The 20,632-nt window shown below is 55.9% G+C and carries 18 protein-coding genes; 7 read left to right on the top strand and 11 right to left on the bottom strand.

All coding sequences use genetic code 11. The features are described 5' to 3' along the window. Nucleotides 1–584: 584 nt before the first annotated feature. The 4 genes from allE to allD form a co-directional block, all read right to left on the bottom strand. Entirely contained in the window at nucleotides 585–1,370 is a 786-nt protein-coding gene (allE, locus tag ACMV5I_RS16330; RefSeq protein ID WP_024486475.1) for a (S)-ureidoglycine aminohydrolase, read from the bottom strand. 44 nt (nucleotides 1,371–1,414) lie between these two features. Next, a complete protein-coding gene (locus tag ACMV5I_RS16335) occupies nucleotides 1,415–2,692 on the bottom strand; it encodes an MFS transporter (RefSeq protein WP_414824830.1) in 1,278 nt (425 codons plus the stop codon). Continuing rightward, nucleotides 2,689–3,936, bottom strand: a complete 1,248-nt coding sequence (allC, locus tag ACMV5I_RS16340) for an allantoate deiminase (RefSeq protein WP_202670989.1) — start codon at nucleotides 3,934–3,936, stop codon at nucleotides 2,689–2,691. The genes ACMV5I_RS16335 and allC overlap by 4 nt, the downstream gene beginning before the upstream one ends. Before the next feature lie 120 nt (nucleotides 3,937–4,056). Continuing rightward, the gene (gene allD, locus ACMV5I_RS16345) at nucleotides 4,057–5,106 is read right to left on the bottom strand and encodes an ureidoglycolate dehydrogenase (protein ID WP_024486472.1); all 1,050 of its coding nucleotides are present in this window, start codon (nucleotides 5,104–5,106) and stop codon (nucleotides 4,057–4,059) included. A 364-nt stretch (nucleotides 5,107–5,470) separates the two neighbouring features. Between allD and ACMV5I_RS16350 the strand changes: the two genes are divergently transcribed. The 5 genes from ACMV5I_RS16350 to ACMV5I_RS16370 all read left to right on the top strand — a co-directional run bounded on the left by ACMV5I_RS16350 (nucleotide 5,471) and on the right by ACMV5I_RS16370 (nucleotide 11,635). Further along, nucleotides 5,471–7,138, top strand: a complete 1,668-nt coding sequence (locus ACMV5I_RS16350; protein ID WP_141131471.1) for an acyl-CoA synthetase FdrA — start codon at nucleotides 5,471–5,473, stop codon at nucleotides 7,136–7,138. 9 nt (nucleotides 7,139–7,147) lie between these two features. Then, nucleotides 7,148–8,413, top strand: coding sequence for a DUF1116 domain-containing protein (locus ACMV5I_RS16355; protein ID WP_121606089.1), 1,266 nt, complete (start codon nucleotides 7,148–7,150; stop codon nucleotides 8,411–8,413). 43 nt (nucleotides 8,414–8,456) lie between these two features. Beyond that, on the top strand, nucleotides 8,457–9,275 hold the full coding sequence (locus tag ACMV5I_RS16360; protein WP_024486469.1) for a DUF2877 domain-containing protein: 819 nt from the start codon (nucleotides 8,457–8,459) through the stop codon (nucleotides 9,273–9,275). Between the two features lie 187 nt (nucleotides 9,276–9,462). Further along, on the top strand, nucleotides 9,463–10,365 hold the full coding sequence (locus tag ACMV5I_RS16365) for a carbamate kinase (protein WP_414824831.1): 903 nt from the start codon (nucleotides 9,463–9,465) through the stop codon (nucleotides 10,363–10,365). 43 nt (nucleotides 10,366–10,408) lie between these two features. Further along, a complete protein-coding gene (locus tag ACMV5I_RS16370; protein ID WP_414824832.1) occupies nucleotides 10,409–11,635 on the top strand; it encodes an MFS transporter in 1,227 nt (408 codons plus the stop codon). A gap of 43 nt (nucleotides 11,636–11,678) precedes the next feature. Here the strand turns inward: ACMV5I_RS16370 and ACMV5I_RS16375 are convergent, their stop codons facing one another. The 3 genes from ACMV5I_RS16375 to tesA all read right to left on the bottom strand — a co-directional run bounded on the left by ACMV5I_RS16375 (nucleotide 11,679) and on the right by tesA (nucleotide 14,059). After that, the gene (locus ACMV5I_RS16375; protein WP_021805422.1) at nucleotides 11,679–12,533 is read right to left on the bottom strand and encodes a co-chaperone YbbN; all 855 of its coding nucleotides are present in this window, start codon (nucleotides 12,531–12,533) and stop codon (nucleotides 11,679–11,681) included. 85 nt (nucleotides 12,534–12,618) lie between these two features. Next, nucleotides 12,619–13,395, bottom strand: coding sequence for an SDR family oxidoreductase (locus ACMV5I_RS16380; protein WP_414824833.1), 777 nt, complete (start codon nucleotides 13,393–13,395; stop codon nucleotides 12,619–12,621). A 25-nt stretch (nucleotides 13,396–13,420) separates the two neighbouring features. Further along, a complete protein-coding gene (tesA, locus tag ACMV5I_RS16385; RefSeq protein ID WP_051363221.1) occupies nucleotides 13,421–14,059 on the bottom strand; it encodes a multifunctional acyl-CoA thioesterase I/protease I/lysophospholipase L1 in 639 nt (212 codons plus the stop codon). Here tesA and ybbA point away from each other — a divergent pair. Both ybbA and ybbP read left to right on the top strand, forming a co-directional pair. Then, nucleotides 14,030–14,716 (top strand): putative ABC transporter ATP-binding protein YbbA, encoded by a 687-nt coding sequence (gene ybbA, locus ACMV5I_RS16390; protein ID WP_024486093.1) that lies wholly within the window; start codon nucleotides 14,030–14,032, stop codon nucleotides 14,714–14,716. The genes tesA and ybbA overlap by 30 nt on opposite strands. Continuing rightward, nucleotides 14,713–17,145: a putative ABC transporter permease subunit YbbP gene (gene ybbP / locus ACMV5I_RS16395; RefSeq protein ID WP_414824834.1), complete on the top strand. Its 2,433-nt coding sequence runs from the start codon at nucleotides 14,713–14,715 to the stop codon at nucleotides 17,143–17,145. Before ybbA ends, ybbP begins: the two co-directional genes overlap by 4 nt. A gap of 521 nt (nucleotides 17,146–17,666) precedes the next feature. Here ybbP and purK read toward each other — a convergent pair. The 4 genes from purK to ppiB all read right to left on the bottom strand — a co-directional run bounded on the left by purK (nucleotide 17,667) and on the right by ppiB (nucleotide 20,614). Beyond that, nucleotides 17,667–18,734: a 5-(carboxyamino)imidazole ribonucleotide synthase gene (gene purK / locus ACMV5I_RS16400; RefSeq protein ID WP_414824835.1), complete on the bottom strand. Its 1,068-nt coding sequence runs from the start codon at nucleotides 18,732–18,734 to the stop codon at nucleotides 17,667–17,669. Further along, a complete protein-coding gene (purE, locus tag ACMV5I_RS16405) occupies nucleotides 18,731–19,255 on the bottom strand; it encodes a 5-(carboxyamino)imidazole ribonucleotide mutase (protein ID WP_024486090.1) in 525 nt (174 codons plus the stop codon). The genes purK and purE overlap by 4 nt, the downstream gene beginning before the upstream one ends. A 131-nt stretch (nucleotides 19,256–19,386) precedes the next feature. Then, the gene (locus ACMV5I_RS16410; protein WP_414824836.1) at nucleotides 19,387–20,109 is read right to left on the bottom strand and encodes a UDP-2,3-diacylglucosamine diphosphatase; all 723 of its coding nucleotides are present in this window, start codon (nucleotides 20,107–20,109) and stop codon (nucleotides 19,387–19,389) included. Nucleotides 20,110–20,119: 10 nt separating this feature from the next. Further along, nucleotides 20,120–20,614 carry a peptidylprolyl isomerase B gene (ppiB, locus tag ACMV5I_RS16415; RefSeq protein ID WP_024486088.1) on the bottom strand — a complete coding sequence of 165 codons (495 nt, stop codon included), beginning with the start codon at nucleotides 20,612–20,614 and terminating at the stop codon, nucleotides 20,120–20,122. Nucleotides 20,615–20,632 lie beyond the last annotated feature (18 nt).

Genomic DNA, 20,632 nt, shown 5'->3' on the forward strand with positions numbered 1-20,632 from the left:
CGGGAATAGTGAGACGGATGAATATAGTTAACATGCTGAAAAAGTTAGGGAATGAGTACAGTAATATGGTCATGGGATGCTGACCATATTACTGGGGATCACTCAGCCCACAGGGAGAGGGGACCGATCGAGTATGTATGAAGTTGTAGTAATTCACTTCGAATGAGGAGACGGTCGAATTTGCTGAGATGAATTATCTACCCACAGGGAGAGGGGACCGATCGAGTATGTATGAAGTTGTAGTAATTCACTTCGAATGAGGAGGCGGTCGAATTTGCTAAGATGAATTATTTACCCACAAAAGAGCGAGGGCTAATAGCTCCCTCTCCCACTGGAAGAGGGGACCGATCGAGTTGGGCTGAAAGTATCGTGATTCTTCATGAGCACCGGCAGATTCAGCTTGATTGAAGGGGCGATCGAGTTTGCTAAGATGAATTATTTACCCACAAAAGAATGAGGGCTAATAGCTCCCTCTCCCTGTGGGAGAGGGTTGGGGTGAGGGGAAGATTGATTACTGAATGAACAATAAGACTCTGCTTCAATCAAATAGGCCACACTACATGGAGCGTGGCCTTGAAGCGGGTTTAGAAGTCGACGTCGCGGTTGCAGTCTTTCGAGTAGATATAGCTGAACTCTTCCTGGCCCACCGCATAACCGGCTTGCGGAACGTAGGCGGCCATAAAGATGTAATCCCCTTTCTTGACCGGGATCCACTCGTTATCCAGGTTATACACCCCAGCACCGCTGAGAATATATGCGCCATGTTCCTGCACGTGGGTTTCGATATAGCCATGGCTGGCACCTGGCTTGAAGGAGAGGATATGAATATTCATATCGAACCCCAGATCTTTCGGCAGCAGATCTTGCAGGATCACATCGCTCATGCCTTCATAGTGAATTCTTTCCAGCTTGTTGACGTTGTTGCTCACCACGTGGGCTTCATAGCCCTTGATGCGGTTGTAGACTCGCTTGTAGAGGAACAACTGGCTTGGCTTGCCGCCGTTGGTGTTCTCCAGGCGCAGCATCACGCCGGCAGGGCAATACAGATAGCCACCAGTGGTGAGTGGATAATCGGTACTGTCGGCTGACGCGGTGATGTTACCTTCGATAACGTAGACCAAGGTTTCAATATTTTCACCGCCAAAGCCTTGCTGGTTACGGCCGCCATCATGCAGCGTCACCAGATAATCGACAAAAGTGGCGCCCAGTTTTGGGGTGGCAAGAATGGTGACGTCGCAATTCTCAAAGCCAGGAATGATGTTACGCACCAGGCCATCTGGTGGGATCACGGCATAGTTGTCGCGTTTGATAATCGAGCGCGAAGCCAAGATATCTTTTGGATAGCCAATCTGATTATTGATATAACCCACGGTAATTCTCCTGATTAGTCAGGGCCGTAGCCCTACAACAAAAATTATGCCTGTGCCGCCGTTTGGCGATTGTTTTTCTGCTTCATCAATACGTTGACGGTAAAGAAGATCACGGTGCCGATCAGCAGGATGGCGGCGGAGATATAGAACCCCATCACCTTGGAGCCGGTGCTGTCGGAGATCACCCCGGTGAGGAAGGGAGCAATCACCGAAGAGGACATGCCGAAAAAGTTAAACACGCCAAAGCTGGTGCCGTAGCCTTTCTTCGGAGCGTTATCTGCCACGAAGGAGATCATGATCGGATCCACCGCCAGCTTACCGAGCAGGCCGTAAAGGATCAGGCTGACCAGCAGGGTGGTGGAGTCCGGTGAGATCACGGTGCAGACTAGCGTCACGGCAGCACAGATTTGCAAGAAGATGATCAACTGCACTTTCTTGGCACGGAAACGGTCAGACATGCGGCTGAAGAACAGCGCCCCTGGCACAGAGGCGAAGGCCACCAGCGCGGCAGAGAAGCCGATGGCCACGCCTTCGAACCCTCGTTCCTGTTGCAGGAAGGAAGGCAGCCAGGTCACGATCATGTAGTAGCCATAGCAGGTGGCGAAATACATCACGTAGGCGGAAATCATCCGCAGGCTGAACAACCCACTGACTTCCTCGGTCTCTTCCACTGGCGTGGCCGCAGCGGCTGCCGGGCTGGCGGCCAGAGAGGCGGTGTAGGAGCCCCCCTTGATCACCAGGAAGAACACCACCGTCATTACCACCAGCAGGCCGGTGATGATAAACAGCATGATTTGCCAGTCCATCCCCATGCTTTTCACCAGCAGGCTGGAAGCGATCAGGCCAATGGCCATCCCCAGTGCGGAGCCGCTGTTGATAATGGCGGTGGCCAAACCACGGCGTTCCAGCGGAATGTTTTCTGATGACAGCGAGTATGCCGAACCGTAGTAAGATCCACAGCCCATCCCGGCCAGCAGGCTACCGGCGTAGATCATGGTCAGGCTGGTGGCGTTACCGATCAGCAAGGTGGCGATGATAAACAGGCAAAAGCCTGGGATCAGCACCACCTTCTTGCCGAACTTATCCACCAAGATCCCGGCGGGGATTTGCATCCCGGTATAGGCAAAGAAGTAGAAGCTGGCGATCAGGCCCATCTCGGCGTTGGAATGCGAGCCGATGGTTGCCTGGATCTCAGGGAAGATCGGTGTCAACACCGTGCGGTAAATCCAGATCACCGCCCAGCCCAGACACAGGACCACCACGATTTTTTTCCAATACAGCGGGTCAAACCCGGTGTTGGAGGAGGTTTTGCTGTTGCTCATAGGCGGGCTCCCTGCTCGGTATAGGCCAGTTGGTATAAGGTATGCGCCAGAATTTTCACCCCTTCGGCCAGGTCGGACAGTTCGGTTTTCTCCGCCGGGTTATGGCTGATACCGGCAATGCTTGGCACAAACATCATCACCGTCGGCACGTGCGGGGCAAAAATCTGTGAGTCATGGCCAGCACCGCTGTGGATCATGCGGTAGTTCATCTTATGGCTTTCACACAGGTGGCTGACGCAGGCCAGCAGCTGTTTGTCCATTGGGATCGGCGTTTCATCCATCCACAGGTCGATCTCGACCTCAATGCCCATTTCGGCACAGATGCGTTGAATATCGGCTTCGATCTCCTGGGTGAAACGCAGCAGCGTTGCTTTGTCGGTGTGGCGGCAATCCAGGGTGAAATGAGTGAAGCCAGGCACGACGTTGACGGTGTTAGGTTTGGGCTCGACCTTGCCAAAGGTCAGCACCAGCGGGTCGCCTTCCGCTTTGGCCTTGGCGATGGATTCGCAGCAGATCCGGCTGAAGGCATAAACGGTATCTTTGCGGTAACCCATCGGCGTGGTGCCCGCGTGGTTGGCCTCGCCCTTGAGTTTGATATCGTAGCGGCGCTGGCCGACGATGCTGGTGACCACGCCAATGGTTTTTCCTTCGGTCTCCAACACTTTGCCCTGCTCGATATGCAGTTCAACGAAGGCGGCGATATCTTTGCGCAGCGGCTGGTCTTGCGGGCGGAAGTCAAAGCCTGCGCTATGCATGGCGTCAACGAAATTCACGCCTTTGGCATCACAGATGCTTTTGACTTCTTCCGGGCGAGCGGAGCCGATAATGTTTTTACTGCCCCAGAAAACGTAAGGGAAACGGCTGCCTTCCTCCTCGGCCAGCGAGATGACTTCCAGCGTGCGCAATGGCGCGCCGTAGGTCTCTTTCAGATGTTTGATCGCCAGATAGGCGGCTTCGATGCCAAATTGACCATCAAGGTTGCCGCCGTTGACGACCGTATCGATATGCGAGCCAGAAAGTATCACCTGATCGGGATATTTGCTGCCCTGCAGGCGGCCGGATAAATTGCCGACGGCATCAAAAGAGGTCGCCAGACCGGCGGTTTCAAAAGCCTGCTTCAGCGCCTGTTGGGCTTCCACCCACTCAGGGGTATACAGCAAACGCGTCATGCCGCCGCTGGGATCTGCCCCGATCTTGGATAACCAGCCAGAAGTTTCACTAATTTCTTGTTGGAAATTCTTCATATTTATCTGCCTGCTTGTAACGTCCCTGAGACATGCGCCAACTCAGCTTTGTCGGGAGGGTTGATAAGGGAAATGGCGGTGAAAATAGCTTTTCTCCGCCTGATTTAATTGATCTGACGATTAACTGGCAAACGGATCTTTATGGTCGTAGGAACGTTGGTAAATATCATCAGAAATCAGGTATTGATAAATGTCGTCAACAATATCGATGCCATTCTTTTCATTTTCTATTTCACGCATATGGCTACCCTGGCCAGGGTAGAGCACTTGTTTCACGCCAGGCGCCGGTTTGATTTCGTTCAGTTCTCTCATGACCTGGCTGATATGTTTGCGGAAGGTCACTTCGTTGGTGAAATAGCTTGGGTTGAGCACGATATGCAGCTGGCCCAATTCCCGGCCTGCGCTTAAATCGTGATACATCGAGCTGACGTGTTTGCCGAACGGCAGGCCAAGCAACACGCCGGATAGAATATCGACCATCATCATCAGGCCGTAACCTTTTGGCCCGGCGATAGGCAACAGCCCGCTGACGGCGAAAGGATCGGTGGTGTTATTGCCTTCGCTGTCTACCGCCCAGGTATCCGGGATTGGCACGTTGCGTGAGCGAGCATCCAGCACCTTGCCCCAGGCTTGAACCGTAGTGGCCATATCGAAGGTCATGATGTCGTCGCCTTCGGCCGGTGCCGAGAAAGCGATAGGGTTGGTGCCGTAATAGACCTCTGCGCCGCCATATGGGACGACCATCGGATCCGACTGACACACTGATATGCCAATCATGCCCGCATGGGCGGCCTGTTGCACAAAGTAAGACAGCGCGCCACTGTGGCCGATGCGGCGAACGCCTACCACCGCTACGCCGTTCTCTTTCGCCATTTCGATGGCGTGGTCCATACCCAACTTGGCTGCGACGTGCCCGGCACCGTTGTCGCCATCAAAAACTGCGCTGCAAGGGCCGGTTTTTTCAAAGGTGAAATGCGGGTCGTTATTGGTGCCGCCTTTGCTGATGCGTTCAGAATAATATTCCACTCTCACCGCGCCGTGGGAATGGATCCCGCGCGCATCCGCATGGACCAAAACGTCCGCGACAATCCCGGCGTGTTCCTGGCTTAGGCCTGCAGAATGAATTTTATTTTGAATCAGTTGGTGCAGTTGCTGCTTAGAGACTTTCATAGACAGTCCTTTCGTTACTACGGTTTATTTAAACTATCTCTGTCTCCTACTGTATAAACATAGCAAGGGAATAATGTGATCCAGACGGCTATTGTTTTATTGGCTTAAATTTTCATTGAATGGCATTACCATTGTTAGATTATTTTTAACAAAGCGCCGTGTTTCTGATGATTGAATTTAATTAATTACCGCCGGACTTGATGATTTTTTCTAACAATGGGCAAAGTGTGATGAGACTCACCTTCGTCAACGGGTTTTATTTGTAGCTTGGCCAATAAGAATATGGGGTCTGAAATAAATAGGTTGCTAAAAATATCTGAGAACGCCCATTGCGAAGTTCACATGCTGTTTTAAGGATATCAATATGATCCATGCTTTTATAAAAAAAGGGAGCTTTCAGGATTCCGTCAGCCTGATGCTAATTTCCCGCAAGCTTAGCGAATCACCCAACGTCGAAGAAATATCGGTCATGATGGGGACACCGGCCAATAAATCCTTACTTGAAGCGACCGGTTTCTGGCATCCGCAATTCAGTGAAGCGACCCCCAATGATATTTGCGTGGCCATCAAGGCGGAATCTGCCGATGACAGCATCACTGTACAGATCGGTGAAGCGTTAGACCTGGCGTTGAAAGCCATTGCCCAGGGGCAGCAGGGCGGAAAACGCTTGCTCAAGGCACGCAGCTGGCGCATGGCGCGGCAGAAGCTGCCGGATGCCAATATGGTGCTGATTTCCATTGCAGGGGAATATGCCGCGCAGTTGGCCGATCAGGCGCTGGACGATGGCTGTAACGTGATGATGTTTTCCGACAACGTCAGCGTTGAGCAGGAAGTGGCGCTAAAAACCAAGGCGCGCGACAAGGGCCTGATTGTTATGGGGCCAGACTGCGGCACGGCCAATATTGCCGGGGCTCCGCTGGCCTTTGCCAACGTTGCCCCCAAAGGCATGATCGGCATCATTGGCGCCTCGGGAACGGGTATCCAGGAGCTGACCTCACAAATTACCCTGGCCGGGCAGGGCGTCTCTCACGCCATTGGCTTGGGCGGGCGTGATTTAACCGCCGAAATCGGTGGTATCAGCGCTATCACCGCACTGCGTATGTTGGCGGCCGATCCGCAAAGCCAGGTGTTGGCGTTTGTCTCCAAGCCTCCGGCCGAAGCGGTACGTCAACGGGTTATCGATGAGATGAAGACCCTTGGCAAACCGGTTGTCGCGTTGTTCCTTGGCGCCAGGAACGCACTGAAGCAGGAAGATAACATCACCTTCGCCACTACATTGGATGAGGCTGCACGCCTGGCAGCGATGTTGGCAAACGTGCAGCAAATGGCCGCACAGCAACCTGCGGTATGCGGTGGCAAAATCTCCGGTCTGTACGCCGGTGGCACGCTGGCAGCGGAATGCGCCATGTTGCTGGCCGATCGGCTGGGCGTGGAGGCCGACAGCAAGCATCAGCATGGCTCAATGCTCAATGCCGACGGGCACCGCATTATTGATATGGGGGACGATTTCTACACCCAGGGTAAACCGCACCCAATGATCGACCCGTCTACCCGTAATCAGGAAATCGCTCGCCTTGCTCAGCAGCCGCAGATTGGCGTGTTGCTGCTGGATGTGGTGATTGGCTATGGCGCCCAGGAAGATCCCGCAGATTCCTTGGCTACCGAAGTCAAACGCGTACGCGAAAAGCGTGGTGCGGCACATCCGCTGGCAGTTATCGCCACGGTGACAGGCACCGAACAAGATCCCCAGCAGCGTTCCAAACAGATTGCCACGCTCAACGAGGCGGGCATTGCCGTGATGAATTCGCTGCCTGAAGCGGTAGCGCTGGCCTGCCAGTTAATCGCCCCTCCTGCGCTGGGTACTAACGAACCCGCACCCGCCATGCTGGCCGGTGTTTCCGTGATCAATGCAGGCCTGCGTAGCTTTGCCGACGATCTGCAAACCAACGAAATTTCAGTGGTGCATTACCAATGGGCCCCGGTGGCCGGTGGTAATCAACGATTGGCTAACATACTGAAAAATTTAAAGTAAGGGATTGATATGTACGCAACTATTGAACAAGCAAACGCTGCCGTTATCGCCAGGATCCGTGAAGCCCGCCCACATTGGCAGGATGTTGATTTAGCTAAAAACCTGATCCCGCAGTTGGCACAGGGGAGAAAATTGCTGCATGCCGGCCCGCCGGTCACCTGGGCGGAAATGAGTGGCCCGGTACGCGGTGCCTGCATTGGGGCCTGCCTGTTTGAGCAGTGGGCCGAAAGCGAGCAGCAGGCGTTGGCGTTGCTGGAAAAGGGTGAGATTGAATTCATCCCTTGCCATAACGTCAGTGCCGTTGGCCCGATGGGGGGCATCACCTCGGCGCATATGCCGCTGGTGGTGGTGAAAAACACCGTTCATGGCAACCATGCCTACTGCAACCTGAACGAAGGGATCGGTAAGGTGATGCGTTTTGGTGCCTATGGGCCAGACGTGCAGGCTCGCCTGTGCTGGATGCGTGACTCATTGGCACCGGTACTGAAAGAGGTACTGGCCACCTTTGATGAAGGGATCGATCTTACCGCCGTCATGGCTCAGGCCATCACCATGGGGGACGAGTTCCACCAGCGTAATATCGCGGCGTCGGCGCTGCTGATGCGTCTGTTAGCTCCTAAAATCAGCCTGCTTGAGCGGGACAACGTTGAGCTGGCCAAGGTCATGCAATTCCTCAGCATTACCGACCAGTTCTTCCTCAACCTGGCGATGGCCTATTGCAAGGCGGCCATGGATGCCGGGGCCGAGATTAAGCAAGGCACCATCGTGACGGTGATGACCCGTAACGGCAAAAACTTTGGCGTCAAGATCAGCGGCATGGGCGACCAATGGTTTACCGCGCCGGTCAATACGCCGGAAGGCCTGTTCTTCTCCGGCTATAGCCAGGCCGACGCCAACCCGGATATTGGCGACAGCGCCATTACCGAGACCTTCGGCATTGGCGGTGCGGCCATGGTCGCCGCGCCTGGCGTGACCCGCTTTGTCGGAGCCGCCGGTGGCATGAGCGCCGCGACCGATATCTCCGAAGAGATGGCCGAGATTTACCTGGAACGCAACATGATGCTGCAAATCCCAACCTGGGACTTCCAGGGCGCTTGCCTGGGGCTGGATGCCCGTCGGGTGGTGGAAACCGGTATCACGCCGTTGATCAACACCGGGATTGCCCACCGTGAAGCCGGGGTTGGACAGATTGGTGCCGGTACCGTGCGTGCTCCATTGGGCTGCTTTGAAAAAGCCATCGAAGCGCTGGCAGAAAAACTGGGCATCAGCGCGTAACAACCGGTTCGCCCGGAGGAGACTCCGGGCTAGGGAGCAAGTTATGGACATTACCGCATTAGCCATTAGCCGCTATGCCACGCAAGATTACGGTCCGCTACGTTGCGTGGGGCGTTTCAACAATGCCATCAACTTTCTCTCGCCTAACGATCGGCTACTGACGTTGCACCGTGAAGGGCGTGGGCTTAGCCCGATGGGCTGGGAAATTGGCGACGACGACTTCGACGAAATCTTTGACAGCCTGCCTGCAGCCCAGCATTGCCAGCTTTCACCGGCGGGGATTGAGCTTGAGGACATTGCCATCTACCGCCAGGGGAGGTGTTTGGATCTCTGCCTGAAGGTGAGTGGAGAAATTGCGTTGCCGCCATTGGCTGCCGCGCTGGCCGATGTTGACGCCCAGACCGGCCTGTTTGGCCGCCTGGATAGCCTCGTTGATCAACCGCATTGCCTGGAAATTCGCGAGCTACAGCAGCACTTTACCGCCTGGTTGTTGGGGCAGAAAGTAGACTGGAGCGCCGTGCTTGGCAAAGGCCCTGGCTTGACGCCAAGCAATGATGACACGGTGCTGGGCATGTTGTTGGCGGCTCATCTTGATAGCCGCGTGGATGTCGTAAGGTTGCCGTCCTTTTTTGCCGCCAGCCAACCTTTAAACCAGTTGACCACCTTGGTCAGCGTCCACTATTTGCAGTTTGCCGAGCAGGGGATCTTCTCCACCCCGGTACAACTCTTGGCACGTGCCTTACTCAGGCCTCAAGAATTACCCGCGGCCATCAACGACATGTTGGCAACCGGCCATTTTTCCGGTGCGGACACGCTATTGGGCGTCTGGTTGGGCGCGATGGCAATCAATCGTCTTTATTAGTTTTTTTAATCTGAAACTGAAAAAGCACTGAATTTATCCAATACATACCCTATGGATTTCGAGTTGCAGCTAGGCGCCAAGCTATCTCATCCCCAGGAGCTTACGTTTAGTAAGTGACTGGGGTGAGATAGTGCAGGTAACAACGCTGCAGCTCGAAAGACGACGGGTATTAAATACAGGTATCTGAATGGAAACTTTAGTAATTGCCTTGGGGGGCAACGCCCTGTTAAAGCGTGGCGCGGTGTTATCTGCAGAGAATCAGTACCAGAGCATTGCGTTAATTGCCGATGCCATTGGCAAGCTGGCCAAGAAATACCGCATCGCCATCGTGCACGGTAACGGCCCACAGGTGGGGCTGTTGGCGTTACAAAACCTGTCCTATCGCGATGTTCCCCCTTATCCGCTCGACATTCTGGTGGCGGAAAGCCAGGGCATGATCGGCTATATGCTGGCCCAGCAGCTAGGGGCATTCCATCCTGCTCAGCCGGTGTCCACGTTGCTGACTCGCGTCTTGGTAGACAGCGAAGATCCGGCGTATCGGGAACCCAGCAAATTTATCGGGCCGGTTTATGAGCCGCAACAGCAAGCCGAGCTGGAAAAAAAGTATGGCTGGAGCATGAAGCTGGATGGGAAATACCTGCGCCGGGTGGTGCCTTCCCCTGAACCGAAAAAGATTATCGATATTGAAGCGATCAATCTGCTGCTGGCGAAAAACCACATCGTGATTTGCAACGGCGGTGGCGGCGTTCCGATGGTGGCCAGCGCACAGGGGATGGTCGGCAGCGAAGCGGTGATCGACAAGGATCTGGCCTCTGCGTTACTGGCCGAAGCCCTGGATGCCGATCACCTGGTGATCCTCACTGATGCGGATGCGGTGTATCAGCACTGGGGCACCCCGCAGCAAAAAGCCATTCGTTCGGCCACCACCCAAGAGCTGGCCCCGATGGCGGTAGCCGATGGATCGATGGGGCCAAAAATCATGGCGGTCAGCCGCTTTGTGCAGCGTAGCGGCAAGGTGGCACATATCGGTGCCTTGCAGGATATCGAGTCGGTACTGGCAGGCACTGCGGGGACATTAATTACGCCGTAATACTGGGTGGGCCTAGCGGCCCATCAACCAAGGGAAAATGAATATGCAAACTATAAAAACAGAGCGAATGCCCTATTGGATTAAAACCGTCGTGATCTTCTTCCTCGGCTGGGTTGTTATCTATGCCGGGCGTTCGGTACTTAGCCCCATCATGCCGCAGATCCAAACCGAGTTCGGGTTGTCAAAAAGCCATCTGGGCTTAATCAGCAGCCTGTTCTTTCTGACCTACACCATTTTACAGGTGCCTGCCGGACTATTGGGCGACCGCTTGGGCAGAAAACGCATTCTGGTTAGCGGCTTTATGCTGTTTGCGCTGTTTATCGCTGCCGTCAGCATCTCATCCAACTTTCTGATTTTCATCGTGCTGTGGATGCTGACCGGTGCTTCGCAAGGCGTCTATTATGGCCCGCAGTATGCGCTTTCTTCCGAGGCCATTCCCAAGAAATGGATCACCTTGGGCAGTGCGGTGATCGGCAGTGGGATGTCGTTCGGTATCGCGCTGGGGTATTACCTTTCCAGCTTTATGATCGAGCATTTTCATACTTCGTGGAAGATGCCGTTCCTGGCGATGGCGGTTCCGGTATTGATTGTGGCGTTGCTGATGCTGTTTTTCATTCGGGAAAAAGCGCCGCAAAGTGCCAGCGAAACTCCAGCGGCGGTGGCAGCAAAGAGCGAATTCAGTTTCCTGGATCTGTTTAAAAACCGTAACCTGCTGATGGCCTATATCACCATCTTTTGCTCGATCTACGGCTTCTTCGTGATCATTACCTGGCTGCCGTATTATCTGCAAAAAGAACGCGGCATGGATATTGTGCACGCCGCCAGCATCGCCTCCATCGTACCGTGGATCTCGGTGCTCGGGACGCTGATTTGCAGCTATATCTCCGACAAGCTGGGCCGCAGAAAACCGGTGGTGCTGTTTATGCTGCCTTTCTCACTGCTGGCGATCTTCGGCATCGTCTATTCCACCAGTGAAGCGGCGTTGATTGGCGTATTGGTGCTGTATGGGTTTATCGGCAAAATCAGCCTCAACCCGGTACTGATCGCACTGGTGGCAGACAACGCACCGCGTGCCGCGCTCAGCACCGCTTTCGGGCTGTATAACTTCTTTGGTATGGCGGCGTCGATCTTTGCGCCTTACGTGACCGGCTTTATTGCCGACAGCACGGGGACGCTGAATGCGGGGTTCTATTTTGCCGCGATGATCACGGTGGTGGGCTTTATCGCCATGTTGTTCGTCAAAGAGGGGAAACCGGCGCAGGAGGCTTGATGTTGGATGCAGGGCGCAACCGTGCGGCTGCGCCCACGTTCGATTAATACAGCAGTGAATACAGCTGGCGGCGATATTTGGCGGCCAGCGCATCGCCAGTCCCCAGTGCGGCCAGGATATCCATCAAGGTCTTGCGGGCGCTACCGTTAGCCGCCGCCAAATCCTTTTTCAGATGACCCATCAGCAATTCCAGAGCCTCTTCGTTACGGCCAACCTGATGCAGTTGCAAGGCTAACTGCACGGCAAGTTCGACGTTTTCCGGCTGTTGCTGAACCTGCTGCTGCAACTGCTGAATTTCCGGCGTATCGGCGGCCTGCTTCATCAGCTCAATCTGCGCGACCAGGCCGAGGTAACGGGTATCGCGATCCTGCAATGGGATGGTTGCCAGCACCGCTTCGGCATCATCCGTCTTGTTCAGGGCGATCTGGGTTTCCGCCAGCGTCAGGCCGATATCGCTGCGTTGATTGCTGAGACTCCAGGCATCTTTCAACAAAGGCAGAGCTTCTGCTGCACGGTCTTCCTGCAACAGTTCGGTGGCTTCTGCCAGCTTGAGATCTTCGGCTTTTGGCAGGAAACGCTGCAGGAATTCGCGGATCATCTCTTCCGGCTGCGGCCCTTGAAAACCATCAACCGGTTGACCATCCTTGAACAGATAGACGGTTGGCAGGGAACGCAGGCCAAACTGGGCGGCGATCGCCTGCTCGGCATCGCAATCCACCTTCGCCAGAACGAACTGACCCGCGTATTCCGCCGCCAGTTTATCCAGTATCGGGGTGAGCTGCAGACAGTGCTGGCTGCGATCCGACCAGAAGTAGAACAGCACCGGCTGGGACATGGACTGTTCCAGCGTTTGGTGCAGGTTAGTTTCGTTAATATCAACAACGGCTTGAGCTAGCATGGTTTCTCTCTAATCTGATCTTGCGGAGCCAATCTATTCTAAATGGGGGCAAAGCGGCGAGCTTCAACCCTTAGCCCCCGTTTGCTTAACCATTACTGCGCAATAGCCAATCCAGCGTACGGCCCGGCAACAGGCGGCGCAGGATGCTCATGGTATGCGCCAGCAGGGTAACCGGATAGCGCAGCTTGGCTTTGGGGCTTTCCAGCGCATGGCGCAGCTTCGGTAACACCGCTTCGGCAGGCAGCGTCAACCGCTTGGCGATGCTCGGGTTGTGCACCGGTTTATCGCTCTGCGCCTGATTGACGTTCTGGGTGAAATGGGTCGTCAGCGGGCCTGGCTCGATCAGGCTGACCTGAATGCCGCTGCCGTGCAACTCCATGCGCAACGCGTCCGACCAGGCTTCCAGCGCAAATTTGCTGGCGGCATAGGCCCCACGCCCGGCGCTGGAGATTAACCCCATCACCGAACTGGTCTGAATAATGCGCCCTTCACCGTGCGGCAGCATGGCTGGCAGCAGCAACTGGGTGAGCTGGTGGGTGCCAAACAGGTTGGCGGAGAATTGCCGTTCCAGCTGTTGGCGTGAAATCGAACTGAGCGGGCCGTAAACGCCGAAGCCGGCATTGTTGAACAGTCCGTACAGCCGCCCGTTGGTCAGCTCGATCACCTGTGCGGCGGCGCGTTCTACGCTGGCGCTATCGTCCAGATCCAGCTCAATGCCTTCCAGCCCAAGCTGGCGCATATTTTCCACGTCTTCCGGCTTACGGCAGGCGGCCAGCACGCGATAGCCACGGTTACGCAGATCTTGCGCTGCAATCAATCCTATCCCGCTGGAACAGCCGGTTATCAATACCGCTTTTTGCATAACTTTACCTAGTAGCTAACCCTATTCAGTTAGACTCATGTTTAACTAGTGGTTCCAACTGTTGCGCCATCCAGGTGGCGATAAACGGCTGGGCATCCTGATTGGGGTGCAAACCGTCATCCTGCATCCATTCCGGTTTGATCACCACCTGTTCCATATAAAACGGCAGCAGCGGAATGTTGAATTGCTTGGCCAACGCAGGATACAGCGCACCGAAAGCCTCGGTGTAGCGGCGGCCATAGTTTGGCGGAATATGAATTTGCATCAGCAGCGGTTTAGCCCCCGCCTGCAAAACCAGCGTGATAATCTGGTTGAGATCGCGCTCGATATCCGCAGCCGGGAAGCCGCGCAGACCATCGTTGGCACCCAGCTCGATCAGCACCCAGCGGGGTTGATGTTGTTTCAACAGCTCGGGCAAGCGTGCCAGCCCCTGAGCGGCGGTGTCACCGCTGATACTGGCATTGACCACGGTCGGGTGGCCAGGTTGTTTCTGCCACTCATCGGCCAGGCGAGTGGCCCAGGCCTGCGCTACCGGCAACCGATAGCCAGCACTTAAACTGTCGCCCAAAATCAATAAGGTATCGGCCGCGACAGCACGTAAACTGAATAATCCCAACAGCAAAAGGAAGGGAAGATGCCAGCGGAAAACGTTCTTGAAGTTCATCATCTTAGTAAACACGTTGGTCAGGGTGAGCATCAGCTTACCATCCTTACCGGAGTCGAGCTGGTTGTCAAACCCGCACAGACAATTGCGCTGATCGGCGAGTCCGGTTCAGGCAAATCGACCTTGTTGGGCATTCTTGCCGGGCTGGACGACGGTAGCGAAGGAGAAGTTAGCCTGCTGGGGGAATCGCTGACGGCGCTGGATGAAGAAGGGCGCGCTGCGCTGCGGGCTAAAAACGTCGGCTTTGTATTCCAGTCTTTCATGCTGGTCCCCACCTTGAACGCGCTGGAAAACGTACAACTCCCCGCGCTGCTGCGTGGCGAAAGCGATCGTCAAAGCCGGGACCAAGCGGTGCAACTGCTGGAACAGCTGGGGTTAGGCAAGCGTCTTAGCCACCTGCCAGCGCAACTTTCCGGTGGGGAACAACAGCGTGTGGCGCTGGCACGGGCGTTCAGTGGCCGCCCACGGGTTCTGTTCGCTGATGAACCCACCGGCAACCTGGATCGCCAGACCGGTGAGCGCATAGCCGATCTGCTGTTCTCCCTCAACCGTGATTTCGCCACCACACTGATCCTGGTCACCCATGACGAGACGCTGGCGGCGCGTTGTCAGCGGCGGCTGCGCTTGCGTGAAGGCAAGCTGTGGGAGGAAGCATGATTTGGCGTTGGTTCTGGCGTGAATGGCGATCGCCTTCGCTGCTGATCGTCTGGCTGGCGCTGACGTTATCGGTCGCCTGCGTGTTGGCACTGGGCAGCATCAGCGATCGTATGGACAAAGGCTTGAGCCAGCAAAGCCGCGACTTTATCGCCGGGGATCGGGTATTGCGTACCGCGCGTCCGGTGCCGGAAGGCTGGCTGCTAGATGCCCAGCAACAGGGGCTGAAAGTCAGCCGCCAGCTCTCTTTTACCACCATGACCTACGCGGGGGATCGTCCGCTACTGGCCAACGTCAAGGCTACCGATGCGGCCTATCCGCTGTATGGGCAGTTGGAAACCCTGCCAGCCAATCTCAAACCTGTGCCGGGCAGCGTGTTGGTGGCTCCGCGCCTGTTGGCATTATTGGATATCAAGGTCGGCGACAATCTGGAGGTGGGGGATACCACGTTACGCATCGCCGGTGAAATCGTGCAGGAGCCGGATTCCGGCTTCAATCCGTTCCAGACTGCGCCTGGCATTATCATCAATCTGGCGGATGTGGATAAAACCGGAGCGGTACAGCCGGGCAGCCGCCTGACCTACCGTTATATGTTTGCCGGTGCGCCAACCGATATTCAACGCTATGAAGAACGCCTCAAACCGCAGCTCAAACCCGATCAGCGCTGGTATGGGTTGGAGGAGTCCGGCAGCGCGCTAGGCAAATCGCTACAGCGTTCCCAACAGTTCCTGCTGCTTTCGGCGCTGCTGACCTTGCTGCTGTCGATCGCCGCCGTGGCGGTGGCGATGAGCCACTATTGCCGCAGCCGCTATGACCTTATTGCGGTGCTGAAAACCCTGGGCGCTGGCAGAAAGGCCCTCAGCAAGCTGATTATTGGCCAGTGGCTGGCGGTGTTACTGCTGGCGGGAACCTGCGGCAGCGTGATTGGTCTTGGGTTTGAAGCGGTGTTGATCCGCTTGCTGGCACCGGTGTTGCCGGGGGAACTCCCCGCCGCTGGGGGCTGGCCGTGGCTCTGGGCGATGGGGGCTCTGGTCATGATTTCGCTGCTGGTTGGGTTGCGCCCGTACCGGCAACTGCTGGCGACTCAGCCGCTGCGCGTACTGCGCCGGGATGTGGTAGCCAACGTCTGGCCGCTGCGTTACTTCCTGCCAGCCACTGCGGTGATTGTGGTCGGGCTACTGACGGTATTAATGGGGGCAAGTACGCTACTGTGGGCCATTCTGGCCGGTATGGTGGTGCTGGCCTTGCTGCTGGGGGGAATAGGCTGGGGCAGCCTGTTGCTGCTGCGGCGCATCACGCTGAAAAATCTGGCGCTGCGGTTGGCGGTGAATCGCCTGTTGCATCAGCCTTGGGTGACGATCAGCCAGTTAGCCGCGTTCTCACTGTCGTTTATGTTGCTGGCTCTGCTGCTGGTCTTGCGTGGCGATCTGCTCGATCGTTGGCAACAGCAGTTACCGCCGGACAGCCCGAACTATTTCCTGCTGAATATGACCACGGCACAGGTTCCCCTGGTGAAAGCCTTCTTGCAACAGCATCAGCTGCATGAGGAAACCTTCTATCCCATCGTACGTGTGCGCCTGTCTGAAATTAACCAGCAGGTGGCAACGGAGCGGGTGCATGAAGACGATCCCGGTGGCGAGGCGGTGAACCGTGAACTGAATCTGACCTGGCAAAGCAATCTGCCGGATCATAACCCACTGACGGCAGGCACCTGGCCGCCGAAAACCGGTGAGGTCTCGATGGATGAAGGGATCGCCGGCAGGCTCAAGATCCAACTGGGTGATACCTTGACGTTCAGCGGCGATACTCAATCGTTTAGCGCCAAAGTTACCAGCCTGCGGCAGGTGGATTGGGAGAGCCTGAAGCCGAACTTCTACTTTATCTTCCCGCCGGGAGCATTGGACGGCCAGCCACAAACCTGGCTGACCAGCTTCCGCTATGACGGCGACGGCAAGGTACTGACGCAGCTCAACCGCCAGTTCCCAACCCTGAGCCTGCTGGATATCGGTTCGATCCTCAAGCAGGTCGGCGGCGTGTTGCAGCAGGTGAGCAGGGCGCTGGAGGTGATGGTGGTGCTGGTGGTGATCTGCGGCGGTCTGCTGTTGCTGGCACAGGTACAGGTAGGGATGCGACAGCGTAGGCAGGAACTGGTGGTTTACCGCACGCTAGGTGCTGGTAAACGCCTGCTACGTGGTACGCTGTGGTGCGAGTTTGCGTTGCTTGGGCTGGTGGCCGGGATCGCGGCGGCGGTGGGTGCAGAAGCGGCGCTTTGGCTGTTGCAGACCAAGGTATTCGACTTCCCATGGGCACCTACGCCAGTGCTGTGGTGGGCGTTACCGCTGCTGAGTGCCTTGCTGCTCTCACTGTGTGGCGGCTGGCTTGGTGTACGCCTGCTGCGCGGCCGGGCGTTGTTCCGCAGCTACGAAGGTTGACCCCTCACCCCAACCCTCTCCCACAGGGAGAGGGAGCTGATAGCCCCTGCACTTTTGGAAGTAAAGAGCTGATCAAGCAACTCGATCGTCACTTTAACCAGGATGAGCAGGGGCAATCAGCCAGTGCTGATGAAGAATAACTATCCTTTCGGCCTAACTCGATCGGTCCCCTCTCCCTGTGGGAGAGGGTTAGGGTGAGGGGTATACACCGAGATTAAAGGCCTATCACCCCACAAGATCACCCCAGCTTTTGCTGTGCCCAGGCCAAGCCACTTTGGTACGCGGCTGGCAGCAGCGGCGCTCTCACAGGGAGAGGGAGCTGATAGCCCCTGCACTTTTGGAAGTAAAGAGCTGATCAAGCAACGCGATCGTCACTTTAACCAGGATGAGCAGGGTCAATCAGCCAGTGCTGATGAAGAATAACTATCCTTTCGGCCTAACTCGATCGGTCCCCTCTCCCTGTGGGAGAGGGTTAGGGTGAGGGGTATACACCGAGATTAAAGGCCTATCACCCCACAAGTTCACCCCAGCTTTTGCTGTGCCCAGGCCAAACCACTTTGGTACTCGGCAGGTAGCAGCGGCGCTAACGCCTGCAACGCCTGTTGCAAAGAGGCTGCATCGGGATCGTTGAGATTCAGGTGACCCACCTTACGCCCCTCACGCACCTCTTTCTCATACCAGTGCAAATGCACCAGCGGCAGGGCCAGCCATTGCTGATTAACCGCCGTGCCAATCAGGTTGACCATCACCGAAGGCGTATTCACCACCGGCTTAGGCAACGGCAGCCCCAGGATAGCCCGCAAATGCAGCTCAAACTGGCTGATGGAGGCGCCGTTCTGCGTCCAGTGGCCGCTGTTGTGGACACGCGGAGCCAGCTCGTTGATCAACAGGCTGTCGCCGACGATAAAGCACTCCATCGCCATCACGCCCACGTAGTTCAACTCATCAAGGATCGCAGCCAACATCTGCTCGGCCTGCAGCTGTAACGCCGGGTTGGGCTGTGGCAGCGCCACGCTGGTACGCAGAATGCCTTCTTCGTGCAGGTTGTGGGTCAACGGATAGAATACCGACTGACCATCGTGACCACGGGCACCCACCAATGACACTTCGCCAGAGAAATTAATCCCCTGCTCGACGATACATTCGCCATAGTTATCCGCCGGTAGCTCCGCTTCTTGACCAGGGCGCAAACGCCACTGCCCACGGCCGTCATAACCACCCACGCGCCGTTTAACGATCGCCAACTCACCCAAGGTGGCAAACACCTGCGGCCATTCGCTAGCGTTTGCCAGCAATTGCCAAGGGGCGGTAGCAAGATGAAGCTGATCGAGCAGTTGCTTCTGTGTCAGGCGATCGGCCAAACGCGGGAAGATATCGCGGTTGACGAAGTTATTGTGAGTTGCCAACTCACGGGTCAGGGCAGTTTCTGGCCAGCGTTCGATCTCTGCGGTGATCACCGCATTTTGATAGGGCACCGCTTCCGGCTCGGCATCCAGACCGACAGGATAAACTGCAATCCCCAACGGCTCACCGGCCTGACGCAGCATACGTCCTAACTGGCCGTTACCCAGTACGCAAACTGGCTTCATGCGTCCTCCCGTGGGTCCGGGTGGTTAAGCACCTCGTCGGTCTGGGCCTGACGCCATTGCGCCAATCGTTGTGCCAGCCCGGCATCGTGCAACGCCAGAATTTGTGCTGCCAGCAACCCGGCGTTGGCCGCCCCGGCTTTACCGATGGCGAGCGTACCAACCGGAATGCCGCGTGGCATCTGCACGATGGAATACAGACTATCGACACCGCTCAATGCAGCGCTTTGTACCGGCACACCCAGCACCGGAACCAGCGTTTTGGCCGCCAACATGCCTGGCAGATGCGCAGCACCCCCGGCACCGGCGATAATCACGTCAAAACCCATAGCCTTGGCGTGTTCGGCAAAGCTGAACAGCTTATCCGGCGTACGGTGGGCGGAGACAACTTCGACATGGAACGGGACATCCAGCGTGGTCAGAACTTCGGCCGCGGACTGCATAGTGGCCCAGTCACTTTTTGAACCCATTACGATTGCGATTTTAACCCCAGCGTTGGCGGCTGAAGTAGCGGTGGCTCCCATGAGTGCATGGCTCCTGTGATGTGGACAAACGTCGGCTGGCAGGCCGTATGAGGGCGTAGAGCATATCATGGGTACAGGGCGAGGAAAACGGTTGCGTCGACGGTTTTTACCCTCAAAAGCAGGAAAACGGTCTAGAAGGGGAACTCGATCAGTTCGACGGCATCTGCCGTGACTTTAATCATTGAGCCTTGTGTATGCCAGGCTCCTAACACCGCGCGATGGGCTTCACCGTTAGGTAATGCCAGCGGATGGATTGCCGGGCGATGGGTGTGGCCGTGGATCATCCAGTGGACGTTGTGGCGCAACATGGCCTGCTCAACGGCCTGCGGGTTGACGTCCATAATCGCGGTGGATTTGTATTGGTTGCTTTGTTGGCTGCGCGCACGCATTTTAGCGGCGATCTTCAAGCGCCAGCGCAGGGGGAGCGCCAGAAAAGCACGTTGGATCCAGGTGTTATGAACTTTCTTGCGGAATTCTTGATAGGCCTGATCGTCGGTACACAGGGTATCACCGTGCAGGATCAGGATCTTGCGGCCATATAGCTCGACGACCTGCTCTTCAGGTAGCAGGATCATACCGCTCTGCTTGGCAAAGCGCTTACCCAACAGGAAATCGCGGTTGCCGTGGATGAAGTAGCAGGGTACTCCGGCCTGGTGCAATGCCTTTAGTGCGGTGGCAATTTCACGATGCAACGGCTCGGGGTCGTCATCACCAATCCAGGCTTCAAACAGATCGCCCAGGATATATAACGCATCGGCGTGAACGGCTTCACGCTGCAAAAAACGCAGAAAACCGGCAGTAATTGCCGGTTCCTGTGCGCATAGATGCAGGTCTGCGATGAACAGCGTGCTCATGCAGCCGCGATTACTCGCTGACGGTAACGCTGGTGATCACTACATCTTCAACCGGTACATCCTGGTGCATGCCGCTGCGGCCAGTTTTTACCGCTTTGATCTTCTCGACCACGTCCATGCCTTCTGCTACTTCGGCAAATACGCAGTAACCCCAACCTTGGGAGTTTTCAGCGCGGAAGTTCAGGAAGTCGTTATCAACCACGTTGATGAAGAACTGGGCGGTGGCAGAGTGTGGATCGTTGGTACGAGCCATTGCCAGGGTGCCACGGGTGTTTTTCAGGCCGTTGTTAGCTTCGTTCTTGATGGTTGCTTTGGTGTCTTTCTGATGCATACCAGGTTCAAAACCACCGCCCTGAACCATAAAGCCGTTGATAACACGGTGGAAGATGGTGTTGTTGTAGAAGCCTTCACGGCAGTAGTTCAGGAAGTTTTCAACGGTAACCGGTGCCTTGTCAGCAAAGGTCTTGATAACGATATCGCCGTGATTGGTGTGGAAAGTAACCATAGTTTTAGTCCTAGCAAG

Origin of the sequence: Serratia sp. T13T92, from assembly GCF_047530105.1 — a bacterium.
Taxonomy (GTDB): Bacteria; Pseudomonadota; Gammaproteobacteria; order Enterobacterales; family Enterobacteriaceae; genus Chania; species Chania fonticola.